This window comes from Bacillus cereus group sp. MYBK108-1 (assembly GCF_051917185.1).
In the GTDB taxonomy this organism is placed as follows: Bacteria; Bacillota; Bacilli; order Bacillales; family Bacillaceae_G; genus Bacillus_A; species Bacillus_A cereus.
Window position 1 is genome coordinate 367105 of record NZ_JBQAHZ010000002.1, and the last position, 18272, is coordinate 385376.

Below are 18272 nucleotides of genomic sequence, written 5' to 3' on the forward strand. Positions count from 1 at the left end.
TCTGAATTTCCGGTCCCACTTCCCATTAATGCAGGATAAATACATACATTCTATCGAGTAAACCTTTTCTTATAAATTACGACTAGAAACACACATAACAATAGGATTGGAACTATTACAGTCCACTTATTAAACATAAATATCTCTGTACTCACTTTTTGTTTTTCTTTCTCGTTTAACTCCACACGCACACCTCGAACTAGCAACCTATTGGTGTTTACTCCATAAGGCGTACACGTAATTAAAGTTGTATAATCTTTATTTTCTACAATTTGTAGATCGTCCGTTTCGTGTGGTAACACTACTTTAATTTGATCTACTTTATAAGCAAGAACTTTGTCTAAAGAATGAATATAAAAAAGATCTCCTTCACTCAACTTATCTAAATCTGTAAATAATTTTGCTGATGGTAAACCACGATGCCCTGTTAAAATAGTGTGCGTATTTTCTCCCCCTATCGGGAGCGAAGAAAAATCTAAATGACCTATCCCGCGGCTCAATACTTCCTCAGATGTCCCTTGATAGATTGGCAGTTTTATATTGATTTTCGATATTTCAATATACCCCATTACATTTCCTAAATTTAACGCATCAGCATATGCTCGATGATTACTTTTTTTTTCAGAAAATGGATCAGTAAATGTTTTCGTGGAAGTGTGAACTTGTTTATTATATTCGGCTGCTTCTTTTTCCCTACGTTCGACTTCTTTCTTTTGTAATGCTTTGATCTTCTTATCGTAAGAGCTAATCTCAGAATAATGTGCACGAGTCGCCAACCAATTACTAATAGTAGGATATAAAAAAACACCTAATCCAAATAAAAAAATACCCCCCAAAACAAGATTTCGTTTCATATTTCCACCTCTGTATATGCTTAAATATCGAAAAGAGGGAAGCATTTTGCTTCTCCCCTTTTCCCATAGTTACATGTTCCTAAAATCTTAATTATTAGCAGACTTTTTTCTAAAGAAAACAAATGCCGCTGTAACCATTAACGTAAGACCTATTACAGTAAAAAGAGTCGTTCCTATGCCGCCCGTTACCGGAAGAACCCATCCACTTTTATTATTTTCAATCGTTAATTTAACCGTTTGATTATTTTCGCTAATCTTTACATCAATGGGATCTTTTAATAATTGATAAGAAGCTTTTGTACCATCTTCTTTTGTATATGTTGGAGCTTTCGTTTCGAAAATTTGATAATCTCCATATGGAATGTTAGACCATTTAATAACACCATTTTCATCTGATACACCTGTTACTTCTTTTCCTGCTACGACAACTATTTTTCCATTATTATCTTTAAGTACAAACTCTGCACCTTTTAATTTATTCTTATTAGCACCATCAATTTTTGTTAACTCAATTATTCCAGTTGTCGGAATAACAACTACGGGTTTAGATTCCTTTTCTCCAATTACATCATTTTTATTTGAAAAATGTATTTTTGCTGTATTGAAAATTTCCGAACCAGATGGTACTCCTTCTTTTACTTGAGATTTAATTTGCAAATGAAATTCTTTTTTACCATCTAATTTTGTGAAATCTTTTACTGTAGCTGTTACTTTTTGACCTTCTATAGCTACCTCAACAACGTTTGCATTTACTTCTGCTCCATCAATTTTCACGATTGGCTTTCCTTGAATCACTAAACGATTATCCAAAGTATCTGTTACCACATATTTTTTGTATTCCTTAATGTCTTCTGGAATTAATGTTTTAATATCATAATTATAATTAGTTAACGGATTTGTTGGTAACGCTTCCAATTTTCCGTTAATCTTTTTATCAATTGTTGGTTCTTCATTGTTTTTCACTTCTAATTTAACTATTGTACCAGAAGTAATAGTTCCATCTTCATTAATTGTTCCGGAGTTCTTAACAAAAAACTCACGTTTAGTTGGATCTATTACATAGCCTTTCGGAGCTTTTGTTTCTTGGAAATAGTATTCTCCATACACCAATCCTTGCACGCGAATATGACCATTAGCATCTGTTACTAACTCTTTTTTCACTTCTGTACCATCTTTTTTAAATAAAGAGAATACTGCACCTGCTAATGCTTTTTCATTTACACCAGTTTTTATTAAATCCACTGCACCACGTTTAATCTCATTTTTGGGATACATGTGAACATCATAGTTTAGCACCTTACCCTCTTTATTTGTTAATGGAATATCCACTGTATACGTATTGGGATTTAGATTAACATGTGGAGGTCCTGCCACTTCTTTCACCTCATAACGTCCTAGCGGAAGATCTTTTAATACAGCTTGTCCGTTATCATCTGTTACTACTTGATTTGGAGTGGCTCCCATTACAGGTTTCACGTCTTCTTTTACGATTTTCCCATCGTTTGAAATTTTTTCAAAAGAAGCAACCCTTTTTACTTCAAACGTTACACCTTTTAATGGTTTCACATCTTTTGGCACCTCTTGATTTGCAGAACCGTCACCTTCTAGTCCCTGCGCTCCATCTTTTTCTTGTTCATACTTATGAATCGTTAAAGTACCTTTAGATGGTGAATCTGCCTTTACTAATACACTAGACCATGTAGAAAATGTTAAGAATAACACTAAAAGCACACTAAATATTTTTTTCATTTCTCTTATCCCCTTTACTACTTCTATCATTTTAAAAATTTCTTTATTACTATTACCTTCTTAAAAGCAATAGTGTGCCAAGTATCAGATTTAAACGAATAACATAAAACATAGTCGTCCAACAATCCATTGTTTACAATCACTTATTCACTTTTCTTATCTTCTATTATTACGTTGTCTCTCCACATGATATATGTAATTTTCTCCCCTAAATTACACGTATATCCCTATTTCAAGAATCATTACATTTGTTACATAATAGCTTTCACCGCTAATTTCGACTAGTCACTTACTGTCAATCTATTCATTTCTCACTTCCTATCCCTATTTAAAATCCAATCTTAATCATTTTTTAATACATATAAGTAATAACCAACAAATAAGTGTGACGATTCATATTTTACGTTACTGTCCAAAACTATTACCTGTATATTCAAATAATATGTGCTATTCATATTAAATTATGGTATTATTCTTAGAAGTTTATAACTTTTATTTATATTTTTTATTGATAAAGGTTTTCCGTATCTACTTATGAAAAAGGAATATATGTTTATTTAACTATTACGCATAACTGTAAGGAGGAAGAATATGACTAAAAAACTCAGTCTAGTTGAGATAGAGTACATTTGCAATATGTTTTTTCAATCTTTCGAAATTCCAGTTTGTTTTTTAGATTGTAACAAAAATATTCTTTTAGAATTTAAATCAAAAAATGATTCACATTCGTTATATACATCAAAAATAGAACAGTTACATATGCTTTTTCAGAGAAATGATACATATAATTCCCCCATCTTCAGAACTCACGAATATCTAGGGCACTTTATTTTAATTCACATAAAGAGCGATTATATGGTGAACGGTACTGTTATTATTGGGCCCTTGACACATGTGAATTTTTCTACAAGTAAAGCGGATAGTAACCTTAATTTTATTCCAAATTATAAAAGAACAAGGGACCATTATTTTTCATTGTCAGTCAAAGATCAAAATTTCTTTGTAAATATAGCGATATTGTTCTATAACATTCTCTATAAAAAAAATGCAGATGTAAGCACCTTTTCAAATAACAGTGACTCACTTCATATAAGTCATAGCAGAATCTTAAACGAAGATGTATATATTTCAATGCAAAAAGACGAATCCATTTATCATAATTTATATATAGAGCAGCAACTACTTAGTTCTATAGAACACGGGGATAAAGAAACCGTACTCAAATATTATTACGAATTCCAACAAGAGACTCTTTCATCTTTATCTTCATTCCATCAATTAAGACGTCATAAAAACATTTGTATTTCATCCATCACGCTCGCTACTAGGTATGCGATAAAAGGGGGACTTCCATCTGGGATTGCTTACAAAATTTATGATTTACATATTCAAAGAACAGAAGATTTAAAAGACAAAGAATCTGTTTGGGATTTATTAAAAAATGCTTTTTGTACCTTTGCAGACCGTGTAAAGGCACAAAAAACACAGCAACATTCACAGACTATTGCTATTTGCAAAAACTACATTTTTAAAAATATTTACAATCCAATATCTGTTAAACAACTTGCTAAATTTGCAAATGTGAATTCAGATTATTTATCTATATTATTTAAAAAAGAAGTCGGTATTTCATTAATTGAGTACATTCAACGTGAACGAATCGAAGAAGCAAAGAAATTATTAACTTTCACCACCTATCCTTTATCAGACATATGCGCTTCGCTTAATTTTAGCGATCAAAGTTATTTCACTAAAATTTTTAAAAAATTCACCAATGAAACACCTGGTAAATATCAGAAATCTCATGTTGTCATTTAGAGTGAAACTTCCATTAAAACAAAATGTTTTCAGTAACTCATCAATGGCAGATTAGAAGCACTCCCAGATTCATGAACTATAGGATTTATGCTTTTTCCAAACCAAAAAACACGTTACTATTCTTTTATTTTAATGAGAATAGTAACGTGTTTTTTTATGTAATGTAGTTTTGTAGACAGAACATGATTCAACTACAAATTTTTATAGAAGCCAAATGCACCGCTTAACTACTAAAATCTTATTAAGTAAAAAATCCATATTTTGTTTTACTTACTTTCTACTTTATTTCTTTTGAATAATGAACTCTTTTCTTCAAACGAATGATCCCTACTATTATTTTTGTATCTTTCTAAATTTGCGAACAAAAGTGAGTACTGTGCCTGTAATAATCATCAATATGCCGATTGCTGCACTGTTAGTTGTACTTACACCCGTCTTTGGAAGCTCCTTATATGTATATTCTTTTTTATCGCTATTACTGTTGTTTGAGATATTACTCTTATTTTCCTTATTAGCAAGGCCATTAGCTTTGCTAGTTTCTTTATCTTTCACTAATACTTTTTGTATTGCATTTACCTCATTACCCACGGAATCTCTAACACTATATATTATTTCATAAGTACCAGCTTTAGTTGTATCTATAGTTCCTTCATACGCTACTTTAGAAATAAGGTCACCGTCCTCTTTATCAGTAGCTGATACCCCTACCAATGGATCAAATTGATCACCCTCAGTAATTGAAGTTGTAGCAGGTACTTTTAGTATTGGTTTATCATTTTTAACTTCTTCTCTAACTTTGACCGTTACAGTTTGCTTCGCCGTTACTTCATGACCTTTAGAATCTGTAACCGTGTACGTTAATACGTAAGTACCGGCTTTAGTTGTATCTACTTCACCATCAACTTTGATTTTAGAAGTGAGATCACCGTCTTCTTTATCGATAGCTAATACTTCTGCCATTGGAACAAATGAATCTCCTACATGAATTATCGCTCCAACAGGTACTGTTAATTTAGGTTCTAAATCTGATGTTTCTCCATTTCCCTCTACAATTAAAGTCTGTGTTGCCGTTGCATTCCGCCCTTGAGAATCAACAACCATGTATTCCACAATGTATGTACCTGGTTTTGAAGTATCTACATCGCCTTTATGCTTTACTTTATTTGTTAAATCACCATCTTCTTTATCAACAGCTTTTACATTTCTCATTGGATCAAACGTATCACCTACACGTAGTGTAATCGTAAACGGTACAGTTAACTCTGGAGCTTGGTTTTCTGCTGTTTTTTCGTTCTCTTTCACTGTTCCTGTAATTTTTGCCGCATCAAAAGCATTTTGGACTGCTTGAACTTCAATTGAGTTCGCTCCATATTTATTAGTTGCCACTTTAAGGCATGCCAATTTCAATTCAGAGAAATTAGAAGTCATATTTAATTCATCAGTATTTGCATAATAGAAAATATCAAACATTCTATCTTCACCAATACCATTTACATTTACACCGTTATGAGTACCACCTTGTGCCATTAAATACGCAACTTTATTAATAATACTTGAGTTAAAATGAACGCCTCCATAATCCTCTCCATTTAAATCATTATATTTACTATAATCATCCGGATACGGTAGTCCTTCTGAAAAATTAATTGCAGTTGGATTTTTCATATTACGAAAAGTCGATCCAGTTTGTTCTCCTATTGTCCAGTTAAATTCCCCATTATTTATGTATTTCTCTATAGCCGTTCCCATAATATCAGATAATGCCTCGTTAATTGCCCCAGATTCTCCTGAAAATTCAAGGTTAGATTCACTTGATGTAACTGCGTGTGTAAATTCATGACCGGCTATATCGAACGCTTTTACCATGGGATCTCCATATAAAAGCATACTAATGTTATTAATATTAGTACTAAATGCATTCTCCCAATTTTCAGGATCATTTGTTCCTCCAGAATCCCATGCATGTACAACTGAAACTACTTTTTTTCCTTTATTATCAAAACTATTACGCTTATATTTTTCTTTATAAAAATCGTATACCTTTGTTGCTAAGAAATGAGCGCTTACCGCCTTTGGATCATTAAATGTTGTTGAAACACTAGTTGCTAGTATACCAGGATAATAACTTTCTTCATTTGTAATATCTCTATAATTTACATCATATGTCTCAATTCCTTGTCCTCTTGTGTAATCAGCAAGCGCATAATTCCCACTGGTCTGTGTAGAAATACCAAATGTACGAGTTACGCCTAAATCATCTTTTCCTGTTCCAGTTAATGATGTAAAATTGCTAGTTTTATTTTCCTTAACGGATTCAACATACTCTTCACTTATTTTCAAACTTGATTCTTGTACCATATCTTTTAACATTTCACCATTATGAGCATTCACTAAATAAGTTCCAGATACATAATTTGGTGTTGTAGCAGCAAATGTAACTTGATATGCATTGCTAGCCTGCCCATGATTTTCATCAACAAAAATAACTGCCTTAACTTCTGGCTCAGAAATAAATTTAGTATCGTTTCCGTACTTTTTATAAATATATTGTTTTGCTTCTTCTTTTGATAAATTAATAGGTTTCTTTAAATCTTCTTGTGTTAAATTTTGTGCGCTAGCTCCTGAAATGCTTTTAATAATACCTTTTTTATCTACGTGAGCAGTCAACTGGTGGCCATATACTTCTTTTCCTTCATATATTTGTTGCATGCGCACAAGTGTAGTTCCATCATAAGAACCACGTTTTTGAAGAACCTTGTAATCTACTCCTGTTTCTGCACTAACTTGTTTTGGAGACAAAGCATGCTCCGTATTTTCCTTAAGTGCATCTTTCACTACATTCTCTGGTGCCTTTTTTGATGGTTGTGTCAGATCACCTGTACGGAACGAATCCTCTTGAATTTCAACTTGCATTTGACCAGGTTCCTCTGCATGACCTACTCCATATGGTGTTACACTTGTTAAAACGAATCCTGTTGTTAATGCAACTATAGCTATTTCTTTTTTATTTCCCATGATATTTACCTCGTATAAATTTCTATTATTTATATGAAACTGCTAAAATGTATACAATCTATTCCTAACATAAAAAGATGACTTTTGTAATCTACAAAAGCCACCTCTTCAATATGTAATATCCCTAAAATGTTTTTAATACATAATTTCTATACAAACAGAAAAAAGCATTCATTAACGAGCATTTTGCAATACTTTTATTAGGTCATTTATATTTTCAACTTTCTGCTGAAACTGATCAAGTCTGCTATGTAACAATGAAGGATTTTTATCTTCAGTTGAAATAACTTGTTTTAATTCGTTTTCTAATTTATCATACATATCAAAGAAATTATCAAATTCTACACTTACAAGCTCTTCATTTTCGCGATAGAATCTTTTTGCTTCTATATAAGTCATATATGATTTATTTAAAAATCCTAATGAAATTAAATATTTAGAAGTGTTTTCTTGATAAATAGCAATATCACACGCTATTTTAATATCAGAATAAGTCTTTTGAACGAGACAATGCAATTCAAAAATCTTAAACTTTAATCCATTATTCATTTCATCCCCTCCCATCGTATCTATTCTACATAAAATTAGAATATTATACAAAGAAAATTATTAGCATGAAATTGACAATTTAAAAAATAACTTAAGGATAAACAAAATCCCTCTCATTATAAATTATAGTTGCGGAGCATTTACCAACATAACAGCAAAATAAAAAGCGAAAAGAATAAATCTTTCCGCTCTTAGAGTAATAAATACATTTCATATTGCGCTAAAGAATTCTTTTCAAATCCACATTTCTTAAGAAAACCTTCCAGTAAATTATTGTTAGGAAACCCAATTGATAAACTTGATAAATTTAATTCTTCTCTTGCTACTTGTAATAATTTCATCCCAACACCAATATTTCTATAATCTTTGTCTACGAAAATAAAACTAATTTTACCTTGTTTATTTACACATAGAGAGCCTTTTAAGTCATTATCGACATATGCACCATAAAATACATTATTTGTTTTTTTGATATAATCAATATCATTTTGCCAATTTATATGGAAGTTTAACCATTTCTGAATTTCATCTTTAAAAGTTGGAAATTCTAATTGTTTTACTTCAATATCCTTACAATCTTTATTCATTATTTTAGTCAAATCATTTAAATTATAATAAGAAAGATCGTACACTTTTTCATAGCCCAACTTATTATAAAAATGAATCGCTCGGTCATTTCCTACAATGACTTCGAGAAAAAGTTGCTTACATCCATGTTGAATCGCCTCTTCTTTATGCAGTTCAAATAATTTTTGACTCACACCAATACCGCGGTAATTAGGATGAACCGCTAATGTTCCACAGCGCATAGTCTTAATACTTTCATAATCCTTTATACCACCTAGTATTACGCCAACAGGTTTGCCTTCTTCTAAAGCAAGAAAAGAATGTTCTAGCAAATTACCTTCTGGTCCCAAAAAACGTTGTATAAAATCCCCTTTTGAAACTTCCATTTTAATAATGTAATCTGAAAATCCAACTTTAAAAGCTTCATATACTAAATCAATATTTACATCACTACACCTTTTATATTGAATCATAATATAATTATGCCTCCAATTACTTATGTTAAAACCCTCTAACTATCTATTATTTACTACATTAATCTCATAAACACGTAAAAAAGCAATTAAATGCTCACATGCTCTTTCGCATGCTAGCATTTTAAAGATTTTTTGTTCTTCTTTCGTTTTATCATTTGCTTGATCTGAAGCAGCTTTTAAACAGAGAAATGGTTTTTTATTTATTTGACACACATAGGCGAAAGCTGCTACCTCTTGATCAACTGCCAATGCTCCATATACGGTATGGAGTAAATATCTCATTTCTGAACTACGAATACGTTGATCTCCGGATAAAAATGTACCGAAATGTATTGGATCATATGATCGTATTTTTTTTATTCTTCTTACAAGTGATTTTGTTGTTTCAATAGGTGCTGTTCTACCGTTATATAAATTAAAAACATCTTCCCCTGAGCCAGCTGCAGTAACATCGTGTTGTATTGCGTTTAGTGCCACTACAATATGACCGTTTTTCACCTTGTTTGATAAACTTCCGCATATTCCTGTCATAAACAACTCATCTGGCTGAAACTCACTAATTAACAATTGTACACAACTAGCGCAGCTTACTTTACCGACACCAGTAACAACTGATATAATTTCCAGCTCATTAATAGTATGAAAATGAAATTCCCAAGCTGCTCTTTTTTCAACACGTTCACTCGGATAATGTTGATGCAAATACGTCAGTTCTGGTTCCCATGCAGATACAATTGCAATACGTTTCATTACACGCTTCACTTCCCCTATTGTCATTTAAATAAGTTATCTATACTTTCTCGTTCATAATCTGGAATCCATTCTTTGTATTTCTTATATGAATCTCGTATTATTTCTTTATTCTTCGCAATTACTTCACATCCTCTATCATCATACATAAACATCACAATATCTTTCTTTGCATTTATGAGAAATACATCTGGATAAGAGATTTCTTTTTTTCGTCCAAATCGAAGATACAGATCAGAAAAATCCTCATGATTAGCAGCTTGTATCAGCGGTTCATATTTAATATCTTTCGCAAGACATTTAAAAGAAAATTGATATGTACAATATAAAGTGAAACTTTAATCAGTGGGGGGTCTTACTGCCCGGCAAATAGCGGGATAAATCTGCTTCTTCATCTTCAAATAAAAACGGTAACGTTTCTTATCTTATATGAAATCTTAAATCTCTTTTCTTAATATATTTATTGTATATATTTATTTTCTGTGGAGTTTTTATGTTTTCCTTTTTAAATCTATAAACATTTGTCACTACAAACACTACATCTTCTTTTGAAAATATGTCTTCAAAGTTGAGAAAAGTATTCCATATTTAAATCGTCGGTTCCTTCTACAATTTGATATTTATCTTTTCCGAAATCAAAATGTAAATGATTTTCCCACTGAGAATATAAGTAGGGTTCTAATGTAACTCCTGGAAATGTTTGATTCATATATTCTTTTAATTGCATTTCCTTGTCCTTTCTACTGTACAATTCTTTTTAAATCCCAATATGCTTCTTCTAGCCACGGATGTATAACTTTCAATGTATCTTTCCTTTCCCACAAATATGAAATATATACAAAAGCTGCTTTTTCCAAAGATTTTCCCAATTCTTTTTTTATTTCTATTAAATATGGTGGTGTCCCTTTTTGATCCCATTCTATTTTATCTGCAACAAATAATACTAAATCCATCTTCGTTGCATGTTTACGCAACGTTGTATGGCAACAAATTGCATTTAAAATCTCTTCATCTTCGACTTTAAATATTTCTTTTGCGATTACCCTCGATAATTTTTGATGAATAATCATAGGAAACTTTCTTTCCGCTTCCACTATTTCTACACCAAATTCTTCAGCAACTGCAATCCGCTCCTCGTTTGGAAAAATGCCACTAATATCATGTAAATATCCTGCAATTGCTGCTTTTTCTTTATCTACGTGAAACTTTTCTGCAATCTTTTTTGCCTCATTTGCCACACGAATTGAATGTTTATATGTAAACTCTTTATTATATTTTAGTAGAAAAGCTTTAATATCATTGTCTATTTTTCCAGTTGGAGTAAATGAATATATATCATTACATAACATAGAAAATCCCCCTTATAACTAACTTTCATTATAATGTAGAATCTAAATATCCTTGTTATTTTATGTTCGTTATTAATCTTTTTACTCCTTTTTAATACGTTACATGAAATTTTATACATAATCATCGCTACAAGTACATAAATGTTTGATATTATAGTAATGTTGATGATTTGTAAGGAAAGGAACTACACAATGAATAAAAATATATTAATTATTGATGATGATAAAGAAATTGTTGAATTACTTGCTGTTTATTTGCGAAATGAAGGCTATAACATTTATAAAGCTTATGATGGCGATGAAGCATTGCAAAAGGTTTCTACATATGAAGTTGACCTTATGATTTTGGATATTATGATGCCAAAACGAAACGGATTAGAAGTTTGTCAGGAAGTGCGTGAAAATAATACTGTACCAATTCTAATGCTTAGTGCAAAAGCAGAAGATATGGATAAAATATTAGGCCTTATGACAGGTGCTGATGATTATATGATCAAACCATTCAATCCATTAGAATTAGTAGCTAGAGTGAAAGCTTTATTACGAAGATCCTCTTTCCAAAATGCTACTTCGCAAAAGAATGAAGATGGTATTATTCGTATTCGCTCTGTTGAAATACACAAACATAATCATACAGTTAAAGTAAATGGAGAGTACATTAAACTAACCTCTATTGAATTCGATATTTTATATTTACTTGCGAGTAATACAGGAAGAGTATTTAGTTCAGAAGAAATTTTCGAACGCGTTTGGAATGAAGATGGTTATGGTTCAAATAAGACGGTAATGGTCCATATTAGCAACTTACGAGATAAACTTGAAACAGTAATAAATGGAGAAAAATTTATTCATACTGTTTGGGGAGTTGGCTATAAAATTGAGAAATGAAGCATTTGATATATTAAAAGATATTCCTAAATGGAAACTTATTTTTTGGCTTTTATTAGCTATCACACTCACTCCTATTACTGAACTAATTATTTATCGCCTCGTTACGAGTGTAATTGAAAGTTCACTTACTCTAACCGAACTCGGTAAAGAATTCATTCGAATTTTTGGTTATGAAAAGTATAAAGGGATTAAAGAGTCTTTATGGATGATGATTGTATCTTATTTGTTTTTATTTTCTATTTTTTCATCCTATCTTTACATTTTTTATCGTCACGAGAAAAAACTTTATTATGAAACTTGTATAAAAAAAATGATAGAAGAAATTCGTTATATTGCAAATGGAAACTTCAATCATAAAGTTTCTATTGTAAATCATAATTATCTAGAAGAATTAGCAATCGGGGTCAATGAAATTGTTGAACAATTAAAAGTCTCAATTGATGAAGAAAGACAAGCGGAACAAGCAAAAAGTGAACTTATTACAAATGTATCACATGACTTACGCACTCCCCTTACTTCTATAGTTGGATACGTAAATTTAATCCATCATGATAATTATAGAGATGAAGTGGAATTGCGATACTATATTCAAGTCATTTACGATAAAGTAACTCGTCTTAATGCATTAATGAATGACTTGTTCGAATATACACGTGTTCAAAATAAAGAATTAAGCTTGTATTCTGTTCCTATTGATATTGTAGAGTTACTTGGACAATTAACTGTTCAATTCCGCATACAGGTTCAAGAAGCTAATATAGAATGTCGGCCTTCTTTCCCGTCTCAAAAGCTCATGGTATTAGCTGATGGTGACAAATTAGTGCGTGTGTTTGAAAATCTTATTATAAACGCTATCGCTTATGGAAGCGAAGGTCGCTATATTGACCTTACTGCTTATGAAAGTAATAATATGATTACAATTGATATAACAAATTACGGACAACCTATTCCTAGTACGGATTTACCTCATATTTTTGAACGTTTTTATCGCGTTGAGAAATCTCGCTCTACAAACACTGGTGGATCTGGACTTGGATTAGCAATTGCAAAAAGTATAGTCGAATTGCATAAAGGAACAATTGAAGTATATAGTGATGACGAAAAAACAACATTCACTGTAAAACTACTCCCATACAAATGTTAATATTACAAATAAAAAGTTCAATTTCTTACCATATAAGAAATTGAACTTTTTCCATAATTACCCTAAATTTAATAATCCTTTATAATTCTTTAGAAATTCTTTACCTTTTCTTTCTTCCTAATTAAGCATTCCTTTTTACAATACTATTATTGATGTCATAATAGGAGGATCGCTTATGCAATTCTTAAAGAAATTCGCTATTTTATTATTATCTTTTTTTATTACTGCACTTATCGTTTTATATTTTTATCTTTATGTAAATGGTCCGATTATTCAAGCTAAATCAGCTATTTTAATAAATGCTAATTCAGGTGAAATTGTTTATAAAAAAAATGAAGAAACCCCAGTACAATCAGCTGCTTTATCTAAATTAATGACAGAATATATCGTATTGGAGCAACTAAATGATAAAAAGATACAGTTAGATGACTTCGTACAAATAAGTAACGAAGTTTTCCGAGTAGAAACAAGCCCTATACAAGTAACATCGAATGATAAAACAACGGTTCGTGATTTACTTCATGCATTGCTACTGGCAGGGAATAATCGTTCTGCACTCGCTCTAGCAGAACACATTGCTGGAAATGAAGATAACTTTACAGTATTAATGAATAAAAAAGCAAAAGAACTAAAGTTATTACAACCATCTCCATTTCTAAACTCTACTGGAATTAATAATAATACAAATAAACAATCAACTACAACAGCGATAGACGCAGCTAAACTAGCAGCACGATTAGTAAAAGATTTTCCAGATGTATTGAATATTACGAAACTAACCTCTTACCAATTTACCTTCAAAGATTCCCAGGTTTTCAATACGAATAAAATGATATATTCCCTTAATGAAAACATTAAACTTCAAGGTGTTGATGGCTTACAAACTAGTTTTTCAACTAACGGTAATTATAGTTTTGTCAGTACAGCAAAACTTAGAGATACTAGACTAATTTCAGTAATATTAGATGCAGATGAAGAAAACATTTCATTTATTGAAACAAAAAAGTTGCTCCAGTATGGTTTTGATCCTTCCTCGTACTCTGCACTCCAAGCTTTTAAAGACGCCCTTACATCTTGGACAATATTGCTTCAGTTTAAAAATTTAATTATACAAACTATAATGATTTTTTTAATCATTACCACCTTAATGTTTTTACATATACGTCAGAAAAAATCCGAGGATTTCAATTAAGAAATCTTCTTATATATATAAAACCGACTTGCGCTTGAGATGCAAGTCGGTTTTTAATTCTATCATCCTCTTCCAATCAAATTTGCTGAAACTAGTTGCAAGTTTAACTCTCTCGCCCATATAGATAACTGACCAATATGATGAATTTCATATCCCATTACATGTCTTAAAACCTATATTTTTTGAGACATACATCCATCTCTGTTTCCTTTCGTTGTATTCGTTTGTTTAGTTTAAATGGGTTAATCTATTAATTCTATTAAATCCAACAATTGAACTATTACACTTTGAAGTTCTACTCATATACTATAGTAGATTACTAGAAAGGAGGCTTAACTATGGATAGTTGTGTTGTATTTGTAAACGGACAACCTTTTTTAGTTCTTTCAGTAGCTGGTATTGAAATTGCTAGATTAGAGATTTCCCTTCAAGTAGCATTAGCTCTAAGAGTGCTTGGGATACCAATCTGTGATTAATTACCAAATTAAAAGAAAAAGCGGGCATTAGCCCTCTTTTTCTATTTTTTTAACAACTAACAAAATTTTAATTTTTATATTGTAATGAAAATCCGAAAAATTAACCCATTTTATTCAATAAAAAAGAGCTCCACCCATACCTCATTATCCGTTTCTAAAAAATTAGAATTCGATTAATTACAAGAAAATTTAAATATACGAACGTTACATAAAATACTTGTTAGAATAGCTGTCCCTCACACTATTTATTTCGCCGACGTTATATAATCAAAGCACACAATGATTAACTTTTTATACGGCTTATTTTAAGTGTGCTAGCATTCTAGGCTAGATGATCATGACTGCAAAAAAAACTTCAAGTTCTCGTTTATATAAATCAGATAACGCTTTCACTTTTTGAATTGATTGATAATCTTTAAATTGCGGTTCTCTATCTTCTTATCCTTGAAGAGCACTAATCCAACTATACTCTACATCTACAATATGAAATAATGTTTCTAACATACCCCCAGTTTGCAAAGTAAATCTTCCTCTGAAAGTTGTTCACACCACTTAAACCAATCATCTCTTACTTGCCAATTATATTGAAATAAAGTGTACACATTTATCTCTCTTACTTCAATTATCCACCTAACAGCATCTGTTATACATTTAACCATTGACAATCACTTCTCTTCGGCCAAGTTCCTCTACAGCGTGATTAATTATTTCACTTACAGATAAAGAACCATCCAATATGATATCTGAATTCGGCTTAACAGTATGAATTGCCTCTAAATAAGCTTTTCTCGCATATGTCATGTAATGTTCCAAATCATTATGTATTTCATCTATTGTACCTTCCTTAAAATCTCGCAAAATCCTTCTAGCCATCGCAATATCTAAAGGCGTATCAATAAATATAGTTACATCAATGAATTTTCGCATCTCACTATTTAAGTATGCAAAAGGATAATCTACAATAATATAGTCTAAGGTATTATTTTGTATAAGTTGCTCAATATCATGAATTAATGGTGTTAATACCCACTCGTCGTAATTCGCCCCATCATCAATCCATTTACAAATATCAGCAGGAGAGTTATCAAATGTATAACTATCAAAATATAGAGCTTTTGAGTTTTTAAACTTATGCTTTAATCTTTCTGTAATTGTAGTTTTACCTCCCCCCGAAACAGCTGCAATTGAAATTATTTTTGTTTTATTATCCACTATACCCACCAAACCCCTTTATTAACATAATATAATTATAAATTACTATCGTTGCTACTTCTTCCATTCATATTCTAACATACTCATTTCCCATAAATTCCAATACGTTTCTCCTACTCTTTTTGACTCTCTTAATAAGCCTTCTTTTACAAACCCTATTTTTTCGTAACATGAAATGGCCGATGTATTAAAATCATACACACCAAGAGTTACTCTATGTAGTTTTAATTCGTCAAAAGCAATATGAAGTACTGCTTTCATCATATGTTTTCCTATAGAACGTCCTCTCATCTTCGTATTACCAACTAATACTTTTCCAATTCTAGCGGACTTATTAATATTATCTATTTGGCCAAGCGAAATATGTCCAATAACGTCTGAAGTCTCTTCATCTACCACTTTGAAAGCGAGTGTATTTGCACTTTCTATATACTTCTCTAATTGCTGTTCATCTAAAGGAAATGTGAATGCATTTCCTGACCATTGTATTAGAAATTCTTCGGAATTAATCCAATTTATTAATTGTTTAAAATCAGATTTCTTAAAGCTTTCTAGTTTAATCACTTCCTTGCTCCTTTCGTACATCATGCTTTATAACCTCAAACTTATTTCTATATAAAGAATATATTCTCCTTTTATATAAAATTAAAATAAAGCCATTCATGTGAATGGCTTTACAAAAAAGTAGCATAATTATGCTTTGTTTGCTACATCAATACCATTAAAATCAAAGTCAGCAGTAACCGTTGTAACCGGTGGGAAAATTGCTTCAATTTTGCAAATGGAAATAATTACTCCAACCGATCCAGGAATAGCCGCAAGCCTAACTACATCACAACTTACAGACGAAACAGTACCTACATAAGTACGTCCCTCTGTATTAATTTGAACTGTTCGATTAATTAATTTCTTAAGTTCATCTCTAATTCCTTGTACACAAGAATTATCACATTTCTCATGCTGTTCTTTTTTACACTCTTCGAATACTTCCCAACAATCATCTTGTTTACATGTACACTTCTTTTTACAATTATTAAATCGAGAACCCAATACCTCACCCCCTAATCCTTTCTATTAGTAAAGTATGTCCACTAGCTTAAAAGGGTACGAGGCAAACACATAAAAAGAAAAAAACAAACAATTGTACCAAACTTTCTTTTCATTATTCATTATAAAAACAGACTTCTCCTAATTAAAAGCTTTTTAATGAGCGGCCGTGAATTTAGTCCTACTCCATTTAATGTTTAGACACCACTTTCTAAAACAAACCTTTTTTCTTTTAAATAAGACGCCCCTTAAAAACACACTAAATTTCCCCATTAACTCACATATACATAGACTTTATTTGTGGATTTCCCATTTTTCATTGTGAAATATACATTTAAAAAGCGTACTCGAAAATAAGATATTATTTGTAATCAGAACATTTTCTTCAACAAGTGTTTATTGAAAAATACCATAACTAGTAGTAGTTCTCTCCACTTTCTCTTAAAAATTAGCATAGTTTGTATGAATTCTATATCGAGTAGAAGACACTCTATCATATAAAGATAAAATAGTAGGTTAATAAACAAGCCATTTTTTTATTAAAACATAGAATAATATGAACACTATTGAAAGGAGGTAGAAATAAATGTCCTGGAAAAATGATTGCTGGAGTTCTCAGAAAAAGCATTGTAATGATGATTGGTGGAAATCTAAAGAAAAGTGTCATTGTGATGACGATTGGAGTTCTCAGGAAAAACATTGTAATGATGATTGGTGGAAATCTAAAGAAAAGTGTCATCGTGATGATGATTGGAGTTCTAAACGAAATAAGTGTCGTTGTAAATGTTTCTTTATTTGTTGCCATTGTAAAAGAAAAAATTGGTAATATTTTTAATGTCAACGTAAAGGAAAGAATATGTCTTTTGGAACCAATCGGGCTTTTCCGGAAAGTTGATCCCTCACCTACTTCCTTGCTTTTGCTGAATTTTTAGATGGGGGCATTACTGCCCGGCAAATACTAGAATGTAATATATAAAAAGCTGACTGCTTTGAACTGCACCCCAATTGTTAGACACAGTCTAACAATTGGAGGTGCAGTTTTTTGTATGACAAAATTTACGAAGGATTTAAGGTTAACGCTCGTTCAAGGATTTAATCCGAAAATAATTTCTCAAGCAGAATATGCAAAACAGATGCATATTACAAAGGCACAATTTCAATACTGGTTACGCTTATACGAACT

16 protein-coding genes and 4 pseudogenes are annotated in these 18272 nt (G+C 31.2%); 7 read left to right on the forward strand and 13 right to left on the reverse strand.

Translation table 11 applies throughout. The features are described from left to right. Positions 1-50: 50 nt before the first annotated feature. Both ACTFSL_RS06255 and ACTFSL_RS06260 read right to left on the reverse strand, forming a co-directional pair. Entirely contained in the window at positions 51-854 is an 804-nt protein-coding gene (locus tag ACTFSL_RS06255; RefSeq protein WP_088338401.1) for a class C sortase, read from the reverse strand. 87 nt (positions 855-941) lie between these two features. After that, on the reverse strand, positions 942-2603 hold the full coding sequence (locus ACTFSL_RS06260) for a SpaA isopeptide-forming pilin-related protein (protein ID WP_088338398.1): 1662 nt from the start codon (positions 2601-2603) through the stop codon (positions 942-944). A 591-nt stretch (positions 2604-3194) separates the two neighbouring features. Here ACTFSL_RS06260 and ACTFSL_RS06265 point away from each other — a divergent pair. After that, positions 3195-4421 carry a helix-turn-helix transcriptional regulator gene (locus tag ACTFSL_RS06265; protein ID WP_440041374.1) on the forward strand — a complete coding sequence of 409 codons (1227 nt, stop codon included), beginning with the start codon at positions 3195-3197 and terminating at the stop codon, positions 4419-4421. Between the two features lie 333 nt (positions 4422-4754). Here the strand turns inward: ACTFSL_RS06265 and ACTFSL_RS06270 are convergent, their stop codons facing one another. From ACTFSL_RS06270 to yqeK, 6 genes and pseudogenes are all read right to left on the reverse strand, one after another. Next, positions 4755-7436 (reverse strand): M4 family metallopeptidase, encoded by a 2682-nt coding sequence (locus tag ACTFSL_RS06270; RefSeq protein WP_088338399.1) that lies wholly within the window; start codon positions 7434-7436, stop codon positions 4755-4757. A 174-nt stretch (positions 7437-7610) separates the two neighbouring features. Then, positions 7611-7985: a hypothetical protein gene (locus ACTFSL_RS06275; protein ID WP_001059022.1), complete on the reverse strand. Its 375-nt coding sequence runs from the start codon at positions 7983-7985 to the stop codon at positions 7611-7613. Between the two features lie 191 nt (positions 7986-8176). After that, complete coding sequence (locus tag ACTFSL_RS06280; RefSeq protein ID WP_000617041.1) at positions 8177-9025, reverse strand: GNAT family N-acetyltransferase; 849 nt, start codon at positions 9023-9025, stop codon at positions 8177-8179. Between the two features lie 42 nt (positions 9026-9067). Then, positions 9068-9805, reverse strand: coding sequence for a 5'-methylthioadenosine/S-adenosylhomocysteine nucleosidase (gene mtnN, locus ACTFSL_RS06285; protein ID WP_000151939.1), 738 nt, complete (start codon positions 9803-9805; stop codon positions 9068-9070). Further along, positions 9802-10505, reverse strand: a pseudogene (locus tag ACTFSL_RS06290) (DUF3885 domain-containing protein). Before ACTFSL_RS06290 ends, mtnN begins: the two are co-directional and overlap by 4 nt. A gap of 13 nt (positions 10506-10518) precedes the next feature. After that, entirely contained in the window at positions 10519-11127 is a 609-nt protein-coding gene (gene yqeK / locus ACTFSL_RS06295; RefSeq protein ID WP_000882441.1) for a bis(5'-nucleosyl)-tetraphosphatase (symmetrical) YqeK, read from the reverse strand. A gap of 192 nt (positions 11128-11319) precedes the next feature. Between yqeK and ACTFSL_RS06300 the strand changes: the two genes are divergently transcribed. The 3 genes from ACTFSL_RS06300 (at position 11320) to ACTFSL_RS06310 (ending at position 14354) form a co-directional block, all read left to right on the forward strand. Further along, positions 11320-12015, forward strand: a complete 696-nt coding sequence (locus tag ACTFSL_RS06300; protein ID WP_001038807.1) for a response regulator transcription factor — start codon at positions 11320-11322, stop codon at positions 12013-12015. Next, a complete protein-coding gene (locus ACTFSL_RS06305; RefSeq protein ID WP_001243312.1) occupies positions 12005-13162 on the forward strand; it encodes a sensor histidine kinase in 1158 nt (385 codons plus the stop codon). Before ACTFSL_RS06300 ends, ACTFSL_RS06305 begins: the two co-directional genes overlap by 11 nt. Before the next feature lie 175 nt (positions 13163-13337). Then, entirely contained in the window at positions 13338-14354 is a 1017-nt protein-coding gene (locus tag ACTFSL_RS06310) for a D-alanyl-D-alanine carboxypeptidase family protein (RefSeq protein ID WP_078421590.1), read from the forward strand. Between the two features lie 62 nt (positions 14355-14416). On the opposite strand, the pseudogene ACTFSL_RS06315 reads toward ACTFSL_RS06310, so the two are convergent. Then, positions 14417-14527 (reverse strand): annotated as a pseudogene (locus ACTFSL_RS06315) (DinB family protein); the annotation flags it as partial. A gap of 165 nt (positions 14528-14692) precedes the next feature. On the opposite strand from ACTFSL_RS06315, the gene ACTFSL_RS06320 reads away from it, so the two are divergent. Further along, complete coding sequence (locus ACTFSL_RS06320; protein WP_000376554.1) at positions 14693-14830, forward strand: DUF3956 domain-containing protein; 138 nt, start codon at positions 14693-14695, stop codon at positions 14828-14830. 339 nt (positions 14831-15169) lie between these two features. On the opposite strand, the pseudogene ACTFSL_RS06325 reads toward ACTFSL_RS06320, so the two are convergent. The 4 genes and pseudogenes from ACTFSL_RS06325 to ACTFSL_RS06340 all read right to left on the reverse strand — a co-directional run. Further along, a pseudogene (locus ACTFSL_RS06325) lies at positions 15170-15432 on the reverse strand (DinB family protein); the annotation flags it as partial. A gap of 49 nt (positions 15433-15481) precedes the next feature. After that, positions 15482-16051: an AAA family ATPase gene (locus tag ACTFSL_RS06330; RefSeq protein WP_000513268.1), complete on the reverse strand. Its 570-nt coding sequence runs from the start codon at positions 16049-16051 to the stop codon at positions 15482-15484. A gap of 45 nt (positions 16052-16096) precedes the next feature. Then, entirely contained in the window at positions 16097-16630 is a 534-nt protein-coding gene (locus ACTFSL_RS06335) for a GNAT family N-acetyltransferase (RefSeq protein ID WP_000990082.1), read from the reverse strand. A gap of 105 nt (positions 16631-16735) precedes the next feature. Next, positions 16736-17092, reverse strand: coding sequence for a hypothetical protein (locus tag ACTFSL_RS06340; RefSeq protein ID WP_000535577.1), 357 nt, complete (start codon positions 17090-17092; stop codon positions 16736-16738). A 563-nt stretch (positions 17093-17655) separates the two neighbouring features. Here ACTFSL_RS06340 and ACTFSL_RS06345 point away from each other — a divergent pair. Further along, positions 17656-18021 carry a hypothetical protein gene (locus ACTFSL_RS06345; protein ID WP_440041377.1) on the forward strand — a complete coding sequence of 122 codons (366 nt, stop codon included), beginning with the start codon at positions 17656-17658 and terminating at the stop codon, positions 18019-18021. A 114-nt stretch (positions 18022-18135) separates the two neighbouring features. Next, positions 18136-18272 (forward strand): annotated as a pseudogene (locus ACTFSL_RS06350) (IS3 family transposase); the annotation flags it as partial.